A 15,549-nucleotide genomic window follows, 5' to 3' on the forward strand; every position below is an offset into this window, starting at 1 on the left:
GCGCCAGAGGCCTATCCTTGGCCAGTGCCGTCCTCCGGTTCCGCTGCGCTCCACCTTCGGCCAACACTGGCCAAGGAGGCGATCATGCGCTAACAAACAGGTCGAACCACTCAGTGGGGGCCGGTCATTAGCGCCTAGCGGATCTTTGACCATCTATTTTAGGAGACAAATTGTGGACGCTGCGGCTCAACTCGAACTGCTAACAATGCATTCTGATCGCATTGCCATCGAAGAGTGCATCTACCGTAATGCGCTCGGCACGGATCTTGTCGATATTGACCTTTGGAAATCAACTTACTGGCCAGATGCGACCGAGAACCACATCTGGTATGATGGAAATGCCCACGCATTTGTCGATAGCGCGGCGCAGCAGGTTTCCAATGAAATGGACACTACCTCACACCACATGAGTAATGTGATGATCAAGCTTGCGGGAAACATCGCAACCGTTGTGTCCTATATGTTTGCCTATTGCCGCATGATCGAGCCGGATGGCACGCGCACAGATTTGCAGACCGGATCGCGAACTATCGATACGATGGAAAAGCGCGATGGCGAATGGCGCATAATGCATCGTCATGTAAAGCCGGACTGGGCCCTAACGGCCCCTTCAAGCTATGATTGGAACACCGTAGTAAGAGATAACATAGTTGCTAAGTGGGGCTCACACGCAGCCGATGACCCTGCCCGAGGTATTTTCACAGCCTAGAGGCGATAATCGGCCGGCGCCCTGCCCATAAATCACCGGAAGAGCCTACGCTCAGCAGCTTATGTTCTATGTGTGTGGCAATGTTCATCGCTTCTGCATGATTTTCATCAAAGCTCAGCGCGCTACCCCCGAGTACGCAGTCCTTTTGTAGATCCCATGTGATGCACCGTTATACTACATTCGTCAAAGGGGGGGCATTTTGCCAGGCGCTCCGGTTTGCCAAGACAGTTTCTACGGCTTTATCGTAAAACGCCATGTTTTTCGCTAGGTTACGGAATTCGAATTGATTGGCATGACGGATTTCCAAAACCTCAACACCTTCATTCCCGGCCTTGTAATTATAGGGTACATCGGCCGGTATGAAAAAACTGTCCTTCACGCCCAGAGTTTCTGTCCCTAGCTTAAGCGAACCGGCAATGATGAAATACAGGCAATCAACGTCATGGCTGTGCAAAGGCAGAGGGAAGTTTTGTTTAAACCATAGCCAGACCAAGCTGAAACCAGGAATATTAACGAGAACATTGACCTTGTAACCATCACCATAACCTGCATCGGCTATCTTGGTCACGCCTGCAATTTGAAGATCCGTCATCGGCACATGGATCTCGCATCCGGATGCTTCCAGCGTCGGAGCATCGGCGCTACGATAGATAAGGATCCCATTAGCGCTGTCCATTTTCGTCTCCTTTTTGCAAATCTGTGTGCACTCAATACTATGTTTTCAAAGATCATCATAGACCCAGTAAGCTAGTTGCAGCAGACGTCATGCAGAGCAGACTGGACTTGTAATGGTCTGGTTCCGGTCACTTGATATATACCTGGCTCAAGGAGGCGCGGGACATGTTAAAGAAGGCGCCGCTGTTCTTCGCGAGCCAACGCCCGAGAATTATGGCTTTAAAAAAAGAGTAGCGACATATTTGGTCAAAGCGAGAGGTAACCGTGCACGGTCATTGCAAGTTGGCGCCAGCTTAACCTAAACTAATCTAGAGTTTTCTTGTCTCCATTAGACAGGTTACGGGCTTACAGATTTGCGACGTCTACCCGCTCTATAAGTTCATCTAAAAAGGTAATCATAACCACTTTGTCTTTTTCTAGCAGCCCTTCCGATCCAAACTCTTCGCGAATTACCGTCAGTAAATCATGCAACTCCTGTAATCCCCCACACAGGCGCAGTTCTGGATCGATAACAACTTCAAGCCCCCGCAAGCTGGGCATATTTGCAAACACACCGCCGCCGCGCCCTCTGCGGATTACAACGAGTCCGTGAAGCGAGAGCAACCCAAGGGCTTCTCGGCATATTTCTTGGCTTACACCGTATCGCACTGCAAGTTCGGAAATTGATCCGATTGAGGGGGTGCCTGCCGCGTGTTGATGATGCAAATCGCGGCGCATCGCGCGGATGACATGTTCTGCCAACTTGCTTTCTTTAGGAGCCTCCGGAACCGCCGCAAACAGTGTCTCAGGTATAGATCGTTCAGGAAGCATGCCGGCTATTATTGTCTCCATCGTAATCGCACGCTCAAGTTTCGCTGCAGCGCTGAATGCCGAAAGCGTCGCATCTCGATCACCGTTAACCAGCGGGGTAATAAACCTGGCTTCGGCTTGCTTTACGATGCGCACCTTCTCGTGCTCGGTTTCACCCAGCTTGAGTTCGCCTTCGAGAATTCGGGTGTAGCTGGTGAACAGCGCCGCACCTACGAGTTCTATGGCCGGACAGCCCGTCGCCTCAAGGATATGGGTACGCAATTCCAGCCGACTAGGACGGAATGCAGCAAGGCAATCTTCTTCCAACTCCATTCGCGTGGCAATATTGCTGATTTTGGAACGCTGACTATCACTGGCATTTGCTGCGGCAAGCACGGCCACTTTTGCAAAGAACGGCATATAAACCGAAAAGAATAGCGGCAGCGGCTGACCGAGCATCACGATATGGCGCGACAGTGCAACGATTGCTGGGCTCTGGCTCATATCCCCAACGAACACGCCGCCACCAACGCCGGCTTTCGTAGCGACATGGCCCGCGATCTCAAGGTAGCGAATTGCAGCCCGCAATGTTGGGCGGCTTACATTCATTAGGGTCTGCAAATCGGCTTCGCGGCCAAGGAACGCACCAACAGGCAAGTCTTTCCTTATGATCCAACCCTGAATTTCCCGTGCCACCCGTCGGGCAAGCAAGGAGGCGGGGTCAGGCCCCGCGTCGGTATAAGCTGGGGATCGGAAATCCCTCACTGGGTCAAAGTTTGGGTCATTAACTCATAATGTATGACTGAATGTCAAGCTGGTTGCAATTGCGATCTTTTCGCAGCACACTTAGAAAAATTAGCATATTCAGAGAGAGAGAATGCCCGCACAAACATTGGATGGAGCTATTCCTTTGCACGTACCGCCTGAGTTGGTCCGTGATATCGACTATTTTGCCATACTCGGGGTTGAAGCCGATCCTTATACCGCATGGTTGCAGGCGCTCGATGGCGGACCGCGGATGATTTATACACCGCGCAACGGAGGCCATTGGATTGTCTGGACCTTTGACGACATTCGCGCGGTGCTGCGGGATTACGAGAAGTTCAGTTCATACCCTCCAGCCATTCCGCGTACACTGGTGCAGGGCCCTTATCCACAGCCTCCTGTAGGCGCTGATCCGCCGGAGCACACGCCGTTTCGCGAAATGCTGCAGCCAGCTTTTACGCCGCGTGCGATCGTGGGGATGGAAAAGCATATTCGTCAGCTGACAAATGAACTCATCGATAATTTCATTGATAGCGGTCATTGTGAATTTGTAGGGGACTTCGCCCAGCGGATGCCGATTGGCGTTTTCCTTGGATTAATGGGCCTGCCTGATTCTGACCGAGAGCAGTTATTGGAGTGCGCCCATCAGCGTATGCGCGGCGCGACTGAAGCAGATCGCATTGGCGGTGCGATGGCACTTGGCGCTTATGCCGATTTAAAACTGCGAGAGCGCCGAGGAAACCCGCAAGATGACTTGCTAAGCCGGATCGCCAATTACGAGATTAATGGAAAGCTGACCGATTTTGATCAATTGCGTACGCTGGTCGTGACCCTGCTTCTGGCAGGACTTGATACAGTGGTTAACACGCTCTCATTTGTAACGCGGTGGCTGGCGGAGGCACCGGAACGGCGGGCAGAACTTGCTTCGATCCTCAACGACGATCAGAAGGTCATGCGTGCGACTGAGGAGCTGCTGCGCCGTTTCAGTGTGCCCTGCATTGCACGGGCAGTTCGGGATGACATGGAATTCAATGGTGTGCAGATGCAGGCCGGAGATCCGGTCTTATCTATCATTAGTATGGCGGGCCTTGATTCCAGCAAATATGTGGACCCTATGGTAGTCGATTTTGATCGTGACCCCGGCCTTCAAGTGAATTTTGGCGCAGGTGTACATCGTTGCATCGGCATGCATCTTGCTCGCATGGAGATTCGCATTTTCCTTGAAGAGTGGATGCGCCGGATTCCGGAATTTCATCTGGTGGAGGGCAATCCACCGGTAGGGATCGGCGGGGCTGTTTTGGGCCTTGGCACTTTACCCCTCGCTTGGCCGGCATCGGCCTGAAACCCCTTACAGACGAGCCAAAGGAGAAGTCATGACTGAAGATGAAGCCGATATCCGCCGCCTGCTTGCAGACTACTGTTACTTCACCGATGCAAGCGATCCGGATCGTCTGTGCACCTTGTTCACTGAAGACTTTGCCTTCACTGGCGTGTTCGGCGATTACAAAGGCCATTCTGGAATGAAAGAGCTTCATGCCGGAAGCGGAGATTCAATCCGAGCTGGTCGTCACCTTACACTTAACAGCGTAATCGACATAGCTGGTGAAGAAGCAACCGGACGCAGCTATATCGTCGTTACGACAACAAGCGAACAAGGTATCTCAATCCTGTTTGCCGGAGGATATGCTGATCATTTTGTAAAAGTTGGCGGAAAGTGGTTGTTTAAATCCAGGCACATCCATGCCCATCCCATGGAAACCTTGGGATGATTTCTTCAGAGCACGGTGCTGACACTATAATCGTCGGCGCAGGCTCGGCAGGCTGTGTGCTCGCTTCGCGTCTTTCTGAAAGGTGGGATCATAAAGTTTTGCTACTTGAAGCGGGTCCACGCGACGACCGCATGACCCTGACTGTTCCAGCAGGCTATGGCAAGACGGTGATGGATCCATCAGTCATGTGGTATTATCAGACCGAGGCAGATTCTCACCCGGCAGCAAATGGCCATATCTGGCTACGGGGCAAAGTGTTGGGCGGATCAAGTTCGGTCAACGGAATGATCTATCTGCGCGGTCACCGCGACGATTACGACGAATGGGAAAAGGCAGGGGCTTCGGGTTGGGGTTGGGAGACGATGGCCCAGGCCTTTCGTGAAATCGAAGATCACCAGTCAGGTGCAGATGGCGTGCGCGGAATAGGAGGCCCGCTGAAGGTTTCGATACAACCGCTTGACCAATTGGGGAGGCTTATGATCGAAGCAGGTGTTGCGGCGGGTCTTGCCGAACATGAAGACCTGAATCGAACTGCCGAGGCTGGGATTGGGCCAACGCCGTGCACAATTGCGAGAGGGCGCAGGATGAGTGCGGCATCTGCCTTTTTGCGGCCTGCCCTGAGGCGGTCTAATCTTGAGGTTCGCTGCAACGTCTCGGTTAAGCGGCTGCTGCTTGAAGGACGCAGGGTTGTCGGTGTGGAAATGCTCAATGGTCAGTGCCACTACGGGCGTGAAGTTATAATATGCGCGGGCGCAATTCACTCTCCGATGTTATTGATGCAAGCGGGAATCGGGCCTGCAGAAGCGTTAGGCCAAGCAGGAATCACGGTCGTTCACAATTTGCCAGGTGTCGGGACGAACCTTCGAGAGCATAAGTTGCTTTCGCTTCAGGTAAAGCTTAACCGACCAATTTCTCGAAACCGCGACTATTCGGGACTGCGGCTAGCAGCGAACGTGTTGCGCTATGGCTTCAACCGCAGTGGTCCGCTTGCCAGGACGTTCGACGTTAACGCGCTGGCATGTAGTTCCCCTGATGAAGCTCGGCCTGATTTGCAGATCACCCTCTCCGGACAGGCGGCAGATTTCCAAAGTACCAGCGGCGTGCGGATGCACGACTGGCATGGGCTGACCGCGTTCGGATATGCATTGCGGCCAGAAAGTGCCGGCTTTATTGTCCCGCGTTCTCCAGATATGAACGCGCCGCCATTAATTGTGACGAACTTCCTTGCGACAGATAATGACAGGAGGCGTACGGTTGCGCTGGCGCGCTGGATGCGGACTATTTTTTCATCCGCACCTCTGCGCGATGTTGTTGCCGCAGAACATTTACCGGGTGCTGACGTTCAAAGTGACGACGATATCATTGCGGCCACCCATGCCGACCAATCAGCAGCCCATGCGGTGGGCACTTGCCGAATGGGAACGGACAACCTTGCGGTGGTGAGCCCCAGGCTTCGGGTCCACGGGATCGACGGCCTCCGCGTAATGGACTGCTCGGTAATGCCAGGCCAAGTTTCGGGAAACACCAACGGACCCGTCACCGCCATGGCATGGCATGCGGCCAAGCTGATAATGGCTGAGTGATGGCAGCCCAAAACCGGTGGTTACAAAAATCTATGACTCAATGCATTTATCGGCCCATATGGATCGTTTTTGAATAAATGAGAGACAAAGTAAAATAGCGAGGATGCCATGACAGAACTGCGCAATGCATGTCTTTTTGACGGGACGAAGTTGCACGAAGGACGCTTTGACGTCCGGATCGAGGGCAATGTGATTGCTGCGGTGGCGGCGTATAACCCGGATGCTCCGGCGGTTGAAGGGGCGATAGATGTGGCAGGGCGGACGGTTATGCCCGGCTTGATCCAGGGGCATATGCATGCAGATTTGTTCGCTTATTCTGCTCAAGATTTCGCATCGGGCCAGACCTTGGGCAAGGAGCGCCCGCCGGGCGTGCTGATGGCGATTGCGCTACGCACCTGCGGCGTAATGTTCGATTCCGGGTATACTGGCTTTATCGGCGCAGCATGTTCGAGCAACACCGATCCGCAGCTTAAAATGGCGATTGCCGAGGGTATCGTGGAAGGTCCACGCATCCGTGCTTGCAGTCATCATGTGGGCACGACTGGTGATAACAACGGCCCACAGCGGTGGTGGGATATCGCCAGCGTTCCCGGCACCGATGTGTTTGCCGATGGTCCCGATGCGATGACGAAATTGGTGCGCGAGGAAATTCGGTCCGGGGCCGAGATCATCAAGATTTACTCCAGTGCTGGCCATGGCATTCCTGTCCGTGTGGGGATGCGCAACATGTCCCGTGCGGAAATCGCCGCCGTTGTTGAAGCCGCGCACGGGCGCGGTGTGTTGGTGCGGTCACACGCCTGCACCAAAGATTTGATCATGGAGGCGCTTGATCTTGGCATCGACGTAATCGACCATGGCGATGAGGTGGATGAGGAGTGCATCGAACGCATGGCCAAGGCCGGAACGTTCTGGATCCCCAGCTTGCGGTATGTCGATTTTGGTGTGGCGCTTTGGGCAGCGAATGATCCCGATATGCTGCGTGCACAAGCGCAATACCGCAAAATGCTGCCAATCGCACACAAGGCTGGAGTGCGAATTCTGCTGGGCGATGATTATGGTGGCACACCGGGCTTTGGCCACTTTGTGGGCTGCTATGCCGAAGAGATTGCGATGTATGCAGGCATTGATGGGCTGAGCGTTGCCGATGTGCTCTCTTGGGGCACACGCAATGGCGGTGCGCTGCTGGTCGATGAGCCGGCGCGGGTAGGCGTTGTGGAAGTCGGTGCGATGGCCGATCTGATCGTGGTAGAAGGAGATTTGCTAGGCGATGCGACGCTCCTTTCGCGTCCTGCGGAATCATTGAAGCTGGTTATGGCAGATGGGAAGATCGTCAGGAATCGCCTGTGACCGAGGCACAGGGGTCATTTCCAGGCCGCGTCAACGGAATCCATCATGTGGGCATGTCAGTCCCATGCCTTGACCGAGCACGGGCGTTTTATGTCGATATGCTCGGGCTTAAGGAAGTGGGGTGCAGCGCATGGGCCGATTCTGAACAGATGGACCGCCTGACCCGGCTGCGCGGAACGGCCGCCAAGATGATGTTCCTGGCCGCCGCAAACATTTATATTGAAATGTTCGAATATGCATCCCCCGCACCGGTGCCCGCCACTTCGGAGCGGGGGGTAAACGAACTGGGCTTTACCCACCTGTGTTTCGATGTGGAGGACACCATGGCAATCCACGCAACGCTCACGGCTGCTGGTATCGATTTTCACTGCAACCCGATTGACAGTTCAGGCGTGCGAACTGTTTATGGCCGTGACCCGTTCGGTAACGTGATCGAATTGCAGCAGATAGTCACCGAAGGGGTCGTGCAGAAAATTCCAAATCTCTAAGCTTCAGTCCGCAAAGTTAGGATCAAGCCGGGTAACTTTGCGGACGATCGCGGGCCACAGAAGGTTTTCCGCATAATGTGCCAACCAGTCCCCGCTGGTTTGCGCGGCCACAGTGGCAATGGCGTCGGGCGCGGCGGAATAAAGAGGCGCCGCCATGCCCAGCGTGCGCACTTGCACATCGCAACTCCATTCGACCGAATAAGTGCGGGCAAATGCTTCTGCTATGGATGATCCCAGCACAAGCGTACCGTGATTGCGCAGGAACATCACGTTGCTTTGGCCTAAATCTTGCGCCAGTCGGGGCTGCTCATCCAAATCGAAGGCAATGCCTTCGAAATCGTGAAACGCGATCTCTTGTCCAAGAATGATCGCTGACTGATTTAATGGGAGTAGTCCATCCTTCGTCGCTGAAACCGCCACGCCGCTGCGGCTGTGCAGATGGACGACGCATCCGGCATCGGGACGAGCGCGATGCACCGCGCTGTGAATAACAAAACCGGCTTGATTGATGCCATACTCGCTGGCTCCGAGAACTTGGCCCTCACCATTGACCTTCACCAAGTTGGAGGCGGTCACTTCTTCAAACAAAAGGCCCAGCGGATTAATCAGAAAAACCTCGCCGTCACCGGGCAACCGCGCCGAGATGTGCGTGGCGAGCAGGTCATCCCAGCCCATATGCGCAGCGATGCGATAGAATGCGGCAAGGTTTCTGCGGATATCCCATTCGGTCGCTTCATCGTCATTGGCGGGGGTTACGTGCTGCATGGGGGACCTTCCATAGAGGGTTTCGCAATACTTTGAGGATATCAGTGTTCCAGACGAACGGGAATTGCCGATTGCTGCGGCATCGCGTTTATTGGTTCTAAATCTTCTGTCGAACTGACAAGGCGGGTGACGGAGACACCCTGCGCGCACCCGTTCATCTGGTCTGCGACCAATCCGCCCCATCCGTGCGTCATGGAAACAACACCGCGCTTCATTGTCACATCGGCCGCTACGCTCGCCGTGATGCGACCATGCTTTGAGACGATTGTCACCGATTGGCCTTCCTGCAAACCCTGCCCGGCAAGATCATCCGGGTGAAGCCAGAGCGGATTTACCGGCAAGCGTTTGCGCACCGAGGGCAATTGCCGGTACATCGAATTTGAAGCATCGCGGATGCGACGCGAGATCAGCACGTGTGTGAATGGGCTTTCGGCCGTTGTGGAGCAGCAAAGATCGGCTTCGCTGATGACGGCCTTGAGTTCTGCACTGACATCGTTGGGCATCACGGCAAAGCGCGCAGCATCTTCAGCGCCGGCTGAAACAATTTGGATTTCATCCAAAGGCAATATCTGCCCGCTATGCTCCCGCAGCGTGGCGAGATCGACCGGACCATTGCGCAGGAGAATTTCGTGGAGATCATCCAGCGTTGGCCGCATGCCCATGTCGAGCGGCACGCCATCGAACATGAGCTGAATGCCGATACGCTGCGATAACTCCCAGAACACGATTGCGTCTTCGACCACATCAGCGCCCGCCGGTGGTGGCACGAGCGGGGGGGTGTATTGCGCGAGCGGCTGCCCGATCAGGCCGCCTGAATAGACGCGGTCCGCAAGCATATCGGCATGTTCGAAGAAGGCGCTGGGCGGCAATATGTAGTGCGAGAGTTGCGCTGTTGTCGTCATGTAAGGATCGATAGTGACCAGCAGATCGAGGTTGCAAAATGCGCGCTCAACCTTTGCCTGATCAGGAATGGCATTGGCTGGATTGCCGCCCGCCACAAACAATGCGCGGATCTGTCCATCGCCGGGAGTGAGTATTTCGTCGGCCAGTTCCACTGTCATGCGTTCGCCAAACAGTGTACCATAGCCTCCAATTCGGCTTTTCCAGCCATTCTCCCAATCACGGCTGGGCGGGAATATACCTTCAGGCAGAGCCGGGTAAGCTGGCTGCATCAGCGCGGATTGCGGGATGGTCTCGCCCGCTTTGACGAAACGCCCACAAATCACATTGAGGCATTCGTAAAGATGGTCTGCCAAATTGCCATGAGGCGACATTGTCACGCCGGTTGCTGCATTCGCGATGCCGCGCTTTTGCCTACCCTCGATAGGCGCTGCAAACATATGCGCGGCGGCTGCCAATTGGCTGGCAGGAATGCCGGTGTGCGCTTCGACAAATGCGGGAGTGAACCCCGCAACGGCCTTAGCCAGATCATCCAGCCCATTGACGAAACGCCCACAGAATTGCGCATCGTGCCAATTGTTGGTGAGGGTGACGTTCAGGAACCCTGCGGCAAGGATGGCATCACAGCCCGGTCTGGGGCGCAAATGCAGGTCGGCAAACTGCGCTGTCTCTGTCTCGCGCGGATCGATCACGATCAGCTTCATGCCCCGTGCCTTGGCCGCTTTCAACGTCTTGACGGGGTTGTGCATGAGGCCCGGTCCGGCCAATGATACAAGCGGGTTATTGCCAGCGTAAAGCATGACGTCTGCGGTTGTTAACGATTGCTTCCCGGCCATCCATACGCCTAGTCTCTGTGCAGTCACGAACTTGGCGGACTGGTCAATCGTCATGGTGGTATAATAAGCGGTCGATCCCAAGGATCCGAGCCAATCGCGCAGCATATGTGCTGCCGAAGCGCTATAGACGTTGATTGTGCCGCGATATCCCGCAATCGCGCCGGGACCATCACGGTCAAGGATCACACGCAATTTGGCGCCAATCTCATCAAGAGCTTGGCCAGACGAAATCTCTTCAAATGCGCCATCGGCCTTGCGCTTTAGTGGGCGCAGCAAACGATCCTTGCCATAATGCGCTTCAACCGCTTGCAGCCCTTTAGAACAGGCAAAGCCGCGCGTGAGCGGATGGTCCTTGTCGCCACTGACACCAACAATCCGATCATCCGCAATCGTGATCGTCAGCCCGCACATACCCGAACAAATACGGCAATAGGACTTTTCCTGCCTCAATCGGGCCGACATCGCTTTACTCTCCCCGTCATCGGCCGACCATTCCTTTACGGATTCGACCCCGATCGCAGCATCATCGCACGATCTGCGTTCCGCACAATCGTTAACCGCATACCGGGCTGTGTGTATTCAACAAAACGGTCAAAAGGCTCGCGAATGCCGGGGTGGAGTACGCGGATGAAGGTATCGGCGTCCACGCTCAACGTAATCTCTCCGATTCCACCATCATCCGCAGCGATGCTGATTGAAGTGGACGTAACAGCTGTAACGATGCCTGCAAACGCTGTGGGATTAGCGGCAGATTGAATGCGCACGTCGAGCGAGATACGCAAACGGTCTGAACGGTTAGGCATGCCCGCATGAGGCGTGGAGGGATGCACCACGAGCAGATCACCTGGCTGGTAATCGGCGGTGGCCCAACTTTCAGGATTGATCACACCTTGCGGAATACGCAAGGCTTTGCCCGGCGCAAGGTTATGAAAATAGCCATTTTTGTGCTCCCCTAGCGCAACAATCAAGCCACCCACATCGCGGGACATTGGCACCAGCGGAATCCAAAGTGGCCGAAAAGCATCGATTCCTGGGCTGAAAAAGCCATCTTGGTGTGCACCGGTGACGGGTCCACCCGGCGGGTAGAGCCGGTAATTTACATTAGGCACCAAGCAGACAGTTTCGCTTAGGCAGCGCGCTAAAACTTCAAGATTATGCGGTGTTTCCACTAATCGCCTCGAAATTCCGGCAAAAACCGGATCCTCTTCGAACCAATCTTCGCCTAGTGGCTTTCCTGTCCACCTCGCCGACGCATCTCCCTTTTCGACCAGTCCGTAACAGTCCGCCGCAATCGCCAGCATGGCATCGCGGGCCTGCAGAATCGAGGATTGATCGAGCACGTCGCGGAAAAACAGATAGCCGTTTTCGCGATAGAATTCTTCTATCGCGCGGCTGTTGTCCAACAACGGGTTGCATATGTCGAAAGTGCGGTGCGGTTCGATGGACAGAACATCAAGATCAACCGCATCGGGTAAATACAGTCCTGCACTCAATTGGCCTCACTCCTATGTTTGCTCATAATGAATGACCCGTCATCCGCCTACCGCTAACACCCTGATCTCTATGCTATCGCGCGGGATGCCGTCTATAGGCGTTGTTGGGTCATCGAATGCTCCATGAGTCACTACGCCGCGCGCGCATGGCAGGGTTGAATCGTAGCTGCTAAAAACAATCCCTTCGTGTCTCTCCATGGCGCGGCGATAAAGCCAGCGATGATCTGGGTTGTGCCGCAGCGCGCTGATGTGATTTATCCGCTCACCCAAGAATTGCTTCATCGGCACAAGATCCGCCTCAACCACGCTTGCCGGGTGGCACAAGCCGAGCGGTGTATCAGTCAGAGGTCCACGAATGGGGCGCCAAAAATTAAAACTGCGATAGCGATCTAAAGCTGGATCTCTTCCAAGCTTTGGTACCATTTCATTACCGAAGTTTTTTCCGCTAACGAGAGCGAAATCGCCATGCGCACGCCGAATAGGACGGCGAGAATTACCGGCAACTGGAATTCCATCGGGTCGCGCCGCACCATGATCAGGTCGCCGCACTGAATAATCGTAAACAGCCACGTTATCGACGCCCAAAAAGTCCCGAAAGAATTTCTCGACGATGGGGAAATATTCTTCGCGGACACGCGCATCATCATCAAAATCCGCAAATTCGTGATTGTGCGCAACGAATTCAAACCCATCGGTATCTATAGAGAATCGATCAAGAGCGCTGCTCACATCGCTGATCTGCACCTCGCGTGCATCATCAACGACGTTCGTAAACGGCTGGCCTTCTGGCGGATCGACGTAATACATAAACGGCGCTTCGGCTGTGTCGCCCAAATAATTCATCGTTGCAGTAATTGCCGGCAAGCCTGCAAGTGTTTGTTCTGCCCGGTTCATGCTCTCTCTCCTTCAACCCGCCATAGGCATATGACCAAGGGCCGTGGCGCGGTGCATGATGCGAACATTGCGGCCGTAATCGTTGATTGCGTAATGCTGGGTACAGCGGTTGTCCCACATCAGCAAATCGCCCTCAGTCCAGTGATGGCGGAAGGTGAATTCCGGCTGAACTGAATGTTCGTAAAGAAATTTCAGCAGAGCCTCGCTTTCTGTATCACTTAACTCCACAATACGGCGCGTCCAGATGCGGTTAACGAACAACGACCGCTTTCCGGTTTCCGGATGAACGACAATGACGGGGTGTGTATTGCGTGGTGCATCGGCCGGATTGAGACCGATCGCCTCATAATATCCTTCTCCCGAATGAAGCGCTGTGAGGCCATCCAGCATATTACGCAGCGGCGCGGAAAGGGTCTCATATGCAAGATACTGGTTGGCGAACATCGTATCGCCGCCAACTGGTGGCAACTGCCGAGCTAGAAGAAAAGAACCAAGCGGTGGACAGCGCTCAAAGGTCTGATCGGCGTGCCAGATATCAGGACGTGCTAACTTCTGTGCATCAGATAAATCGCGGTTCTTGCCGCGCTGGTCTTCTTCACCGCCGGTCTTGAGTTGCAGGATCAATCCATCAGCATCAACCGTACCTCGCGGCAACTTCTGCAAATCGCCCCAGTTTGCAGCAAACTGAGCTTGCTCTTGGGCTGTCAAATGCGCTTGGCCTGGGAATGCAAGGACCATATGATCCCGAAATGCTTCTCGAAGAGCCTCCAAGGCATCGTAATGCATTGGCAGCGCAAGGTCTATTCCCTCCACGCGTGCACCTATAGATCCAGCTATCGGCTGAACTGAAAAATAGGCGTTCTGTAAGGTCCCGGTCACTATGCACTCCCTCTCAATAGCTTCGTTTAGAGTATCGCAGCATTTGTTATTCACGCCGCGTGGTTTTTGGGCTTTTGATCGGCCATGAGTCGAAAGAAGTATAGCGCGGACACTGGCTATAAAATGTGTGACTCGATGCGCGCGCGGAAAATGCAAAGTCCTGTTGTGCTGAAACTGATCTGCCTCTTCTGGTTCCCAAAGCTATGTTAACTTGGCTACAGAAGGGATGAACGACTTCTTTCAAAAGGCCCAATTTTGCGCAGAGCGCGACGGCATTTTAGCGCGAACCCCCGTTGCCAGGATGGACAGCCTAATGTCGACTTTCTGCGATTTCGCTTTGAAAGCAGCCTGTCCGCTACCGACCCATTTTCGGACGATGAACTCCAAATATGAAGTGCTCAATATCAGACGCCAGTTGGCTGCATTGGCCGCAGACTGTAAGGCGTTTTGTTGCGATATAGAAACCAACGATCGGAGGAACAGAAGATATTGCAAGGACGCAAGCCGTGCCGTAAATGCGACAAAATCATGCTTGCAGAAATCGCATTAAAAAATTGGCGAAGCTTGGCGTTGGCTTACAGTTTAACGACGCTTAGTAGCCTAGCTCAGGCGATTTATCCACTTGCTACAGCGTTTGCAATCAATGGTGTCATCGATGGCAATGTTTTGGCAATTGGCTGGCTAGTTGGCGCACATATTCTGACAATGATCTTCGAGGTAACGACCAAGATGGTCGATACCCGCATTTTCACACGTATCTATGCGGTGTTTGCTACTGACATCGTTGCAGTTGCGCGTCGTGCCGACATTGCAGGCGACCGTATCGCTGCTCGGGCATCGCTTTCGCGCGAATATGTGGATTTCTTTGAGAAAGACGTTCCTCAGACGCTTTACGCGACAACAGGCATGATTGTAGGCGTTGCCGCTTTGGTTTGGCTTGATCCGGTCGTGGGGGCGTTTTGCATTGCGCTGCTGCCACCTTTGGCGGCCATAAATATCTGGCTTTCACGTCGGTCCTCGGCTCTAACGCTTCGGCTTAATGACCGATTGGAGCGGGAAGTGGGTGTTTTGCAAAAGCGAAGCATGGCAGCCGTCACCCGTCATTTTCAGGCGCTTGGCGGATGGCGCGTTAAACTGTCCGACGCCGAGGCAAGAGCATTTGGCCTTATGGAAGTCGCCGTCATCACGCTTTTTCTGGCTGCGCTGCTCCGTCTGGGATACACGGGCGACGTGAAGGCGGGCGATGTATACGCTGTCTTCGCTTACATCTGGCGCATCATAGGAATGTTGGACATGGTTCCCGTGCTCGTTCAGCGTTTTTCCGTTATTCGTGATCTTGACCGCCGTTTTGTCGTGCCACAGGATTAAACTTATTCTCGATCCGTATCTGAAGTCTGCTTTTTGAAGTTGCTCCCTCAAAACCGGACAATCAGCTTACCACCCAGTTGTAGCCGTTCCTAAAGTGGTGACGGTCGCCTAAAAGCTGCCGCTGCGGCGATCACCGTATTCGTTTCGGTACAATGGCCGAAATTGGGCGTATTCTGTTGAAAAACTCGCCTGTAGTGACGATTGTTAGGCGGTCTGGAATGCAGGCGCGCGGGCTTACATTCCGGATCAGGCGGGTGCGGGGCTCGGCATCGGGATCACCTTGGCCATT

At 54.2% G+C, this 15,549-nt stretch carries 14 protein-coding genes and 1 pseudogene; 8 read left to right on the top strand and 7 right to left on the bottom strand.

The window, feature by feature from the left end; translation table 11 throughout:
* Together ACIQ2T_RS06600 and ACIQ2T_RS06605 are read left to right on the top strand one after the other, a co-directional pair.
* A pseudogene (locus ACIQ2T_RS06600) lies at positions 1-93 on the top strand (integrase catalytic subunit); the annotation flags it as partial.
* Between the two features lie 79 nt (positions 94-172).
* Positions 173-709 (top strand): nuclear transport factor 2 family protein, encoded by a 537-nt coding sequence (locus tag ACIQ2T_RS06605; RefSeq protein ID WP_397590132.1) that lies wholly within the window; start codon positions 173-175, stop codon positions 707-709.
* Positions 710-878: 169 nt separating this feature from the next.
* Here the strand turns inward: ACIQ2T_RS06605 and ACIQ2T_RS06610 are convergent, their stop codons facing one another.
* Together ACIQ2T_RS06610 and ACIQ2T_RS06615 are read right to left on the bottom strand one after the other, a co-directional pair.
* Positions 879-1,385, bottom strand: coding sequence for a cupin domain-containing protein (locus tag ACIQ2T_RS06610; protein ID WP_397590133.1), 507 nt, complete (start codon positions 1,383-1,385; stop codon positions 879-881).
* Between the two features lie 344 nt (positions 1,386-1,729).
* On the bottom strand, positions 1,730-2,938 hold the full coding sequence (locus ACIQ2T_RS06615; RefSeq protein ID WP_397590134.1) for a GntR family transcriptional regulator: 1,209 nt from the start codon (positions 2,936-2,938) through the stop codon (positions 1,730-1,732).
* Positions 2,939-3,050: 112 nt separating this feature from the next.
* Here ACIQ2T_RS06615 and ACIQ2T_RS06620 point away from each other — a divergent pair, with 112 nt between their 5' ends.
* The 5 genes from ACIQ2T_RS06620 (at position 3,051) to ACIQ2T_RS06640 (ending at position 8,125) form a co-directional block, all read left to right on the top strand.
* The gene (locus ACIQ2T_RS06620) at positions 3,051-4,280 is read left to right on the top strand and encodes a cytochrome P450 (protein WP_397590135.1); all 1,230 of its coding nucleotides are present in this window, start codon (positions 3,051-3,053) and stop codon (positions 4,278-4,280) included.
* A gap of 31 nt (positions 4,281-4,311) precedes the next feature.
* Positions 4,312-4,707: a nuclear transport factor 2 family protein gene (locus ACIQ2T_RS06625; protein WP_397590136.1), complete on the top strand. Its 396-nt coding sequence runs from the start codon at positions 4,312-4,314 to the stop codon at positions 4,705-4,707.
* On the top strand, positions 4,704-6,290 hold the full coding sequence (locus tag ACIQ2T_RS06630) for a GMC family oxidoreductase (protein ID WP_397590137.1): 1,587 nt from the start codon (positions 4,704-4,706) through the stop codon (positions 6,288-6,290). The genes ACIQ2T_RS06625 and ACIQ2T_RS06630 overlap by 4 nt, the downstream gene beginning before the upstream one ends.
* A gap of 108 nt (positions 6,291-6,398) precedes the next feature.
* A complete protein-coding gene (locus ACIQ2T_RS06635; protein WP_397590138.1) occupies positions 6,399-7,637 on the top strand; it encodes an amidohydrolase family protein in 1,239 nt (412 codons plus the stop codon).
* On the top strand, positions 7,634-8,125 hold the full coding sequence (locus ACIQ2T_RS06640; protein WP_397590139.1) for a VOC family protein: 492 nt from the start codon (positions 7,634-7,636) through the stop codon (positions 8,123-8,125). Before ACIQ2T_RS06635 ends, ACIQ2T_RS06640 begins: the two co-directional genes overlap by 4 nt.
* 3 nt (positions 8,126-8,128) lie before the next feature.
* Here ACIQ2T_RS06640 and ACIQ2T_RS06645 read toward each other — a convergent pair whose 3' ends face one another.
* Genes ACIQ2T_RS06645 through ACIQ2T_RS06665 form a run of 5 tightly spaced genes read right to left on the bottom strand, consistent with a single transcriptional unit; the run spans position 8,129 to position 13,892 of the window.
* Positions 8,129-8,890, bottom strand: a complete 762-nt coding sequence (locus ACIQ2T_RS06645; protein WP_397590140.1) for a class II aldolase/adducin family protein — start codon at positions 8,888-8,890, stop codon at positions 8,129-8,131.
* Between the two features lie 41 nt (positions 8,891-8,931).
* The gene (locus ACIQ2T_RS06650; protein ID WP_397590141.1) at positions 8,932-11,088 is read right to left on the bottom strand and encodes a molybdopterin-dependent oxidoreductase; all 2,157 of its coding nucleotides are present in this window, start codon (positions 11,086-11,088) and stop codon (positions 8,932-8,934) included.
* Positions 11,089-11,123: 35 nt separating this feature from the next.
* Positions 11,124-12,119 (bottom strand): phytanoyl-CoA dioxygenase family protein, encoded by a 996-nt coding sequence (locus tag ACIQ2T_RS06655; protein WP_397590142.1) that lies wholly within the window; start codon positions 12,117-12,119, stop codon positions 11,124-11,126.
* Positions 12,120-12,158: 39 nt separating this feature from the next.
* Positions 12,159-13,013, bottom strand: a complete 855-nt coding sequence (locus ACIQ2T_RS06660; RefSeq protein WP_397590143.1) for a CmcJ/NvfI family oxidoreductase — start codon at positions 13,011-13,013, stop codon at positions 12,159-12,161.
* Positions 13,014-13,025: 12 nt separating this feature from the next.
* Positions 13,026-13,892 (bottom strand): TauD/TfdA dioxygenase family protein, encoded by an 867-nt coding sequence (locus ACIQ2T_RS06665; RefSeq protein ID WP_397590144.1) that lies wholly within the window; start codon positions 13,890-13,892, stop codon positions 13,026-13,028.
* A 528-nt stretch (positions 13,893-14,420) separates the two neighbouring features.
* On the opposite strand from ACIQ2T_RS06665, the gene ACIQ2T_RS06670 reads away from it, so the two are divergent.
* Positions 14,421-15,260 carry an ABC transporter six-transmembrane domain-containing protein gene (locus ACIQ2T_RS06670; protein ID WP_397590145.1) on the top strand — a complete coding sequence of 280 codons (840 nt, stop codon included), beginning with the start codon at positions 14,421-14,423 and terminating at the stop codon, positions 15,258-15,260.
* Positions 15,261-15,549 lie beyond the last annotated feature (289 nt).

The organism is Sphingorhabdus sp. (assembly GCF_044357595.1).
Lineage (GTDB): Bacteria > Pseudomonadota > Alphaproteobacteria > Sphingomonadales > Sphingomonadaceae > Sphingorhabdus_B.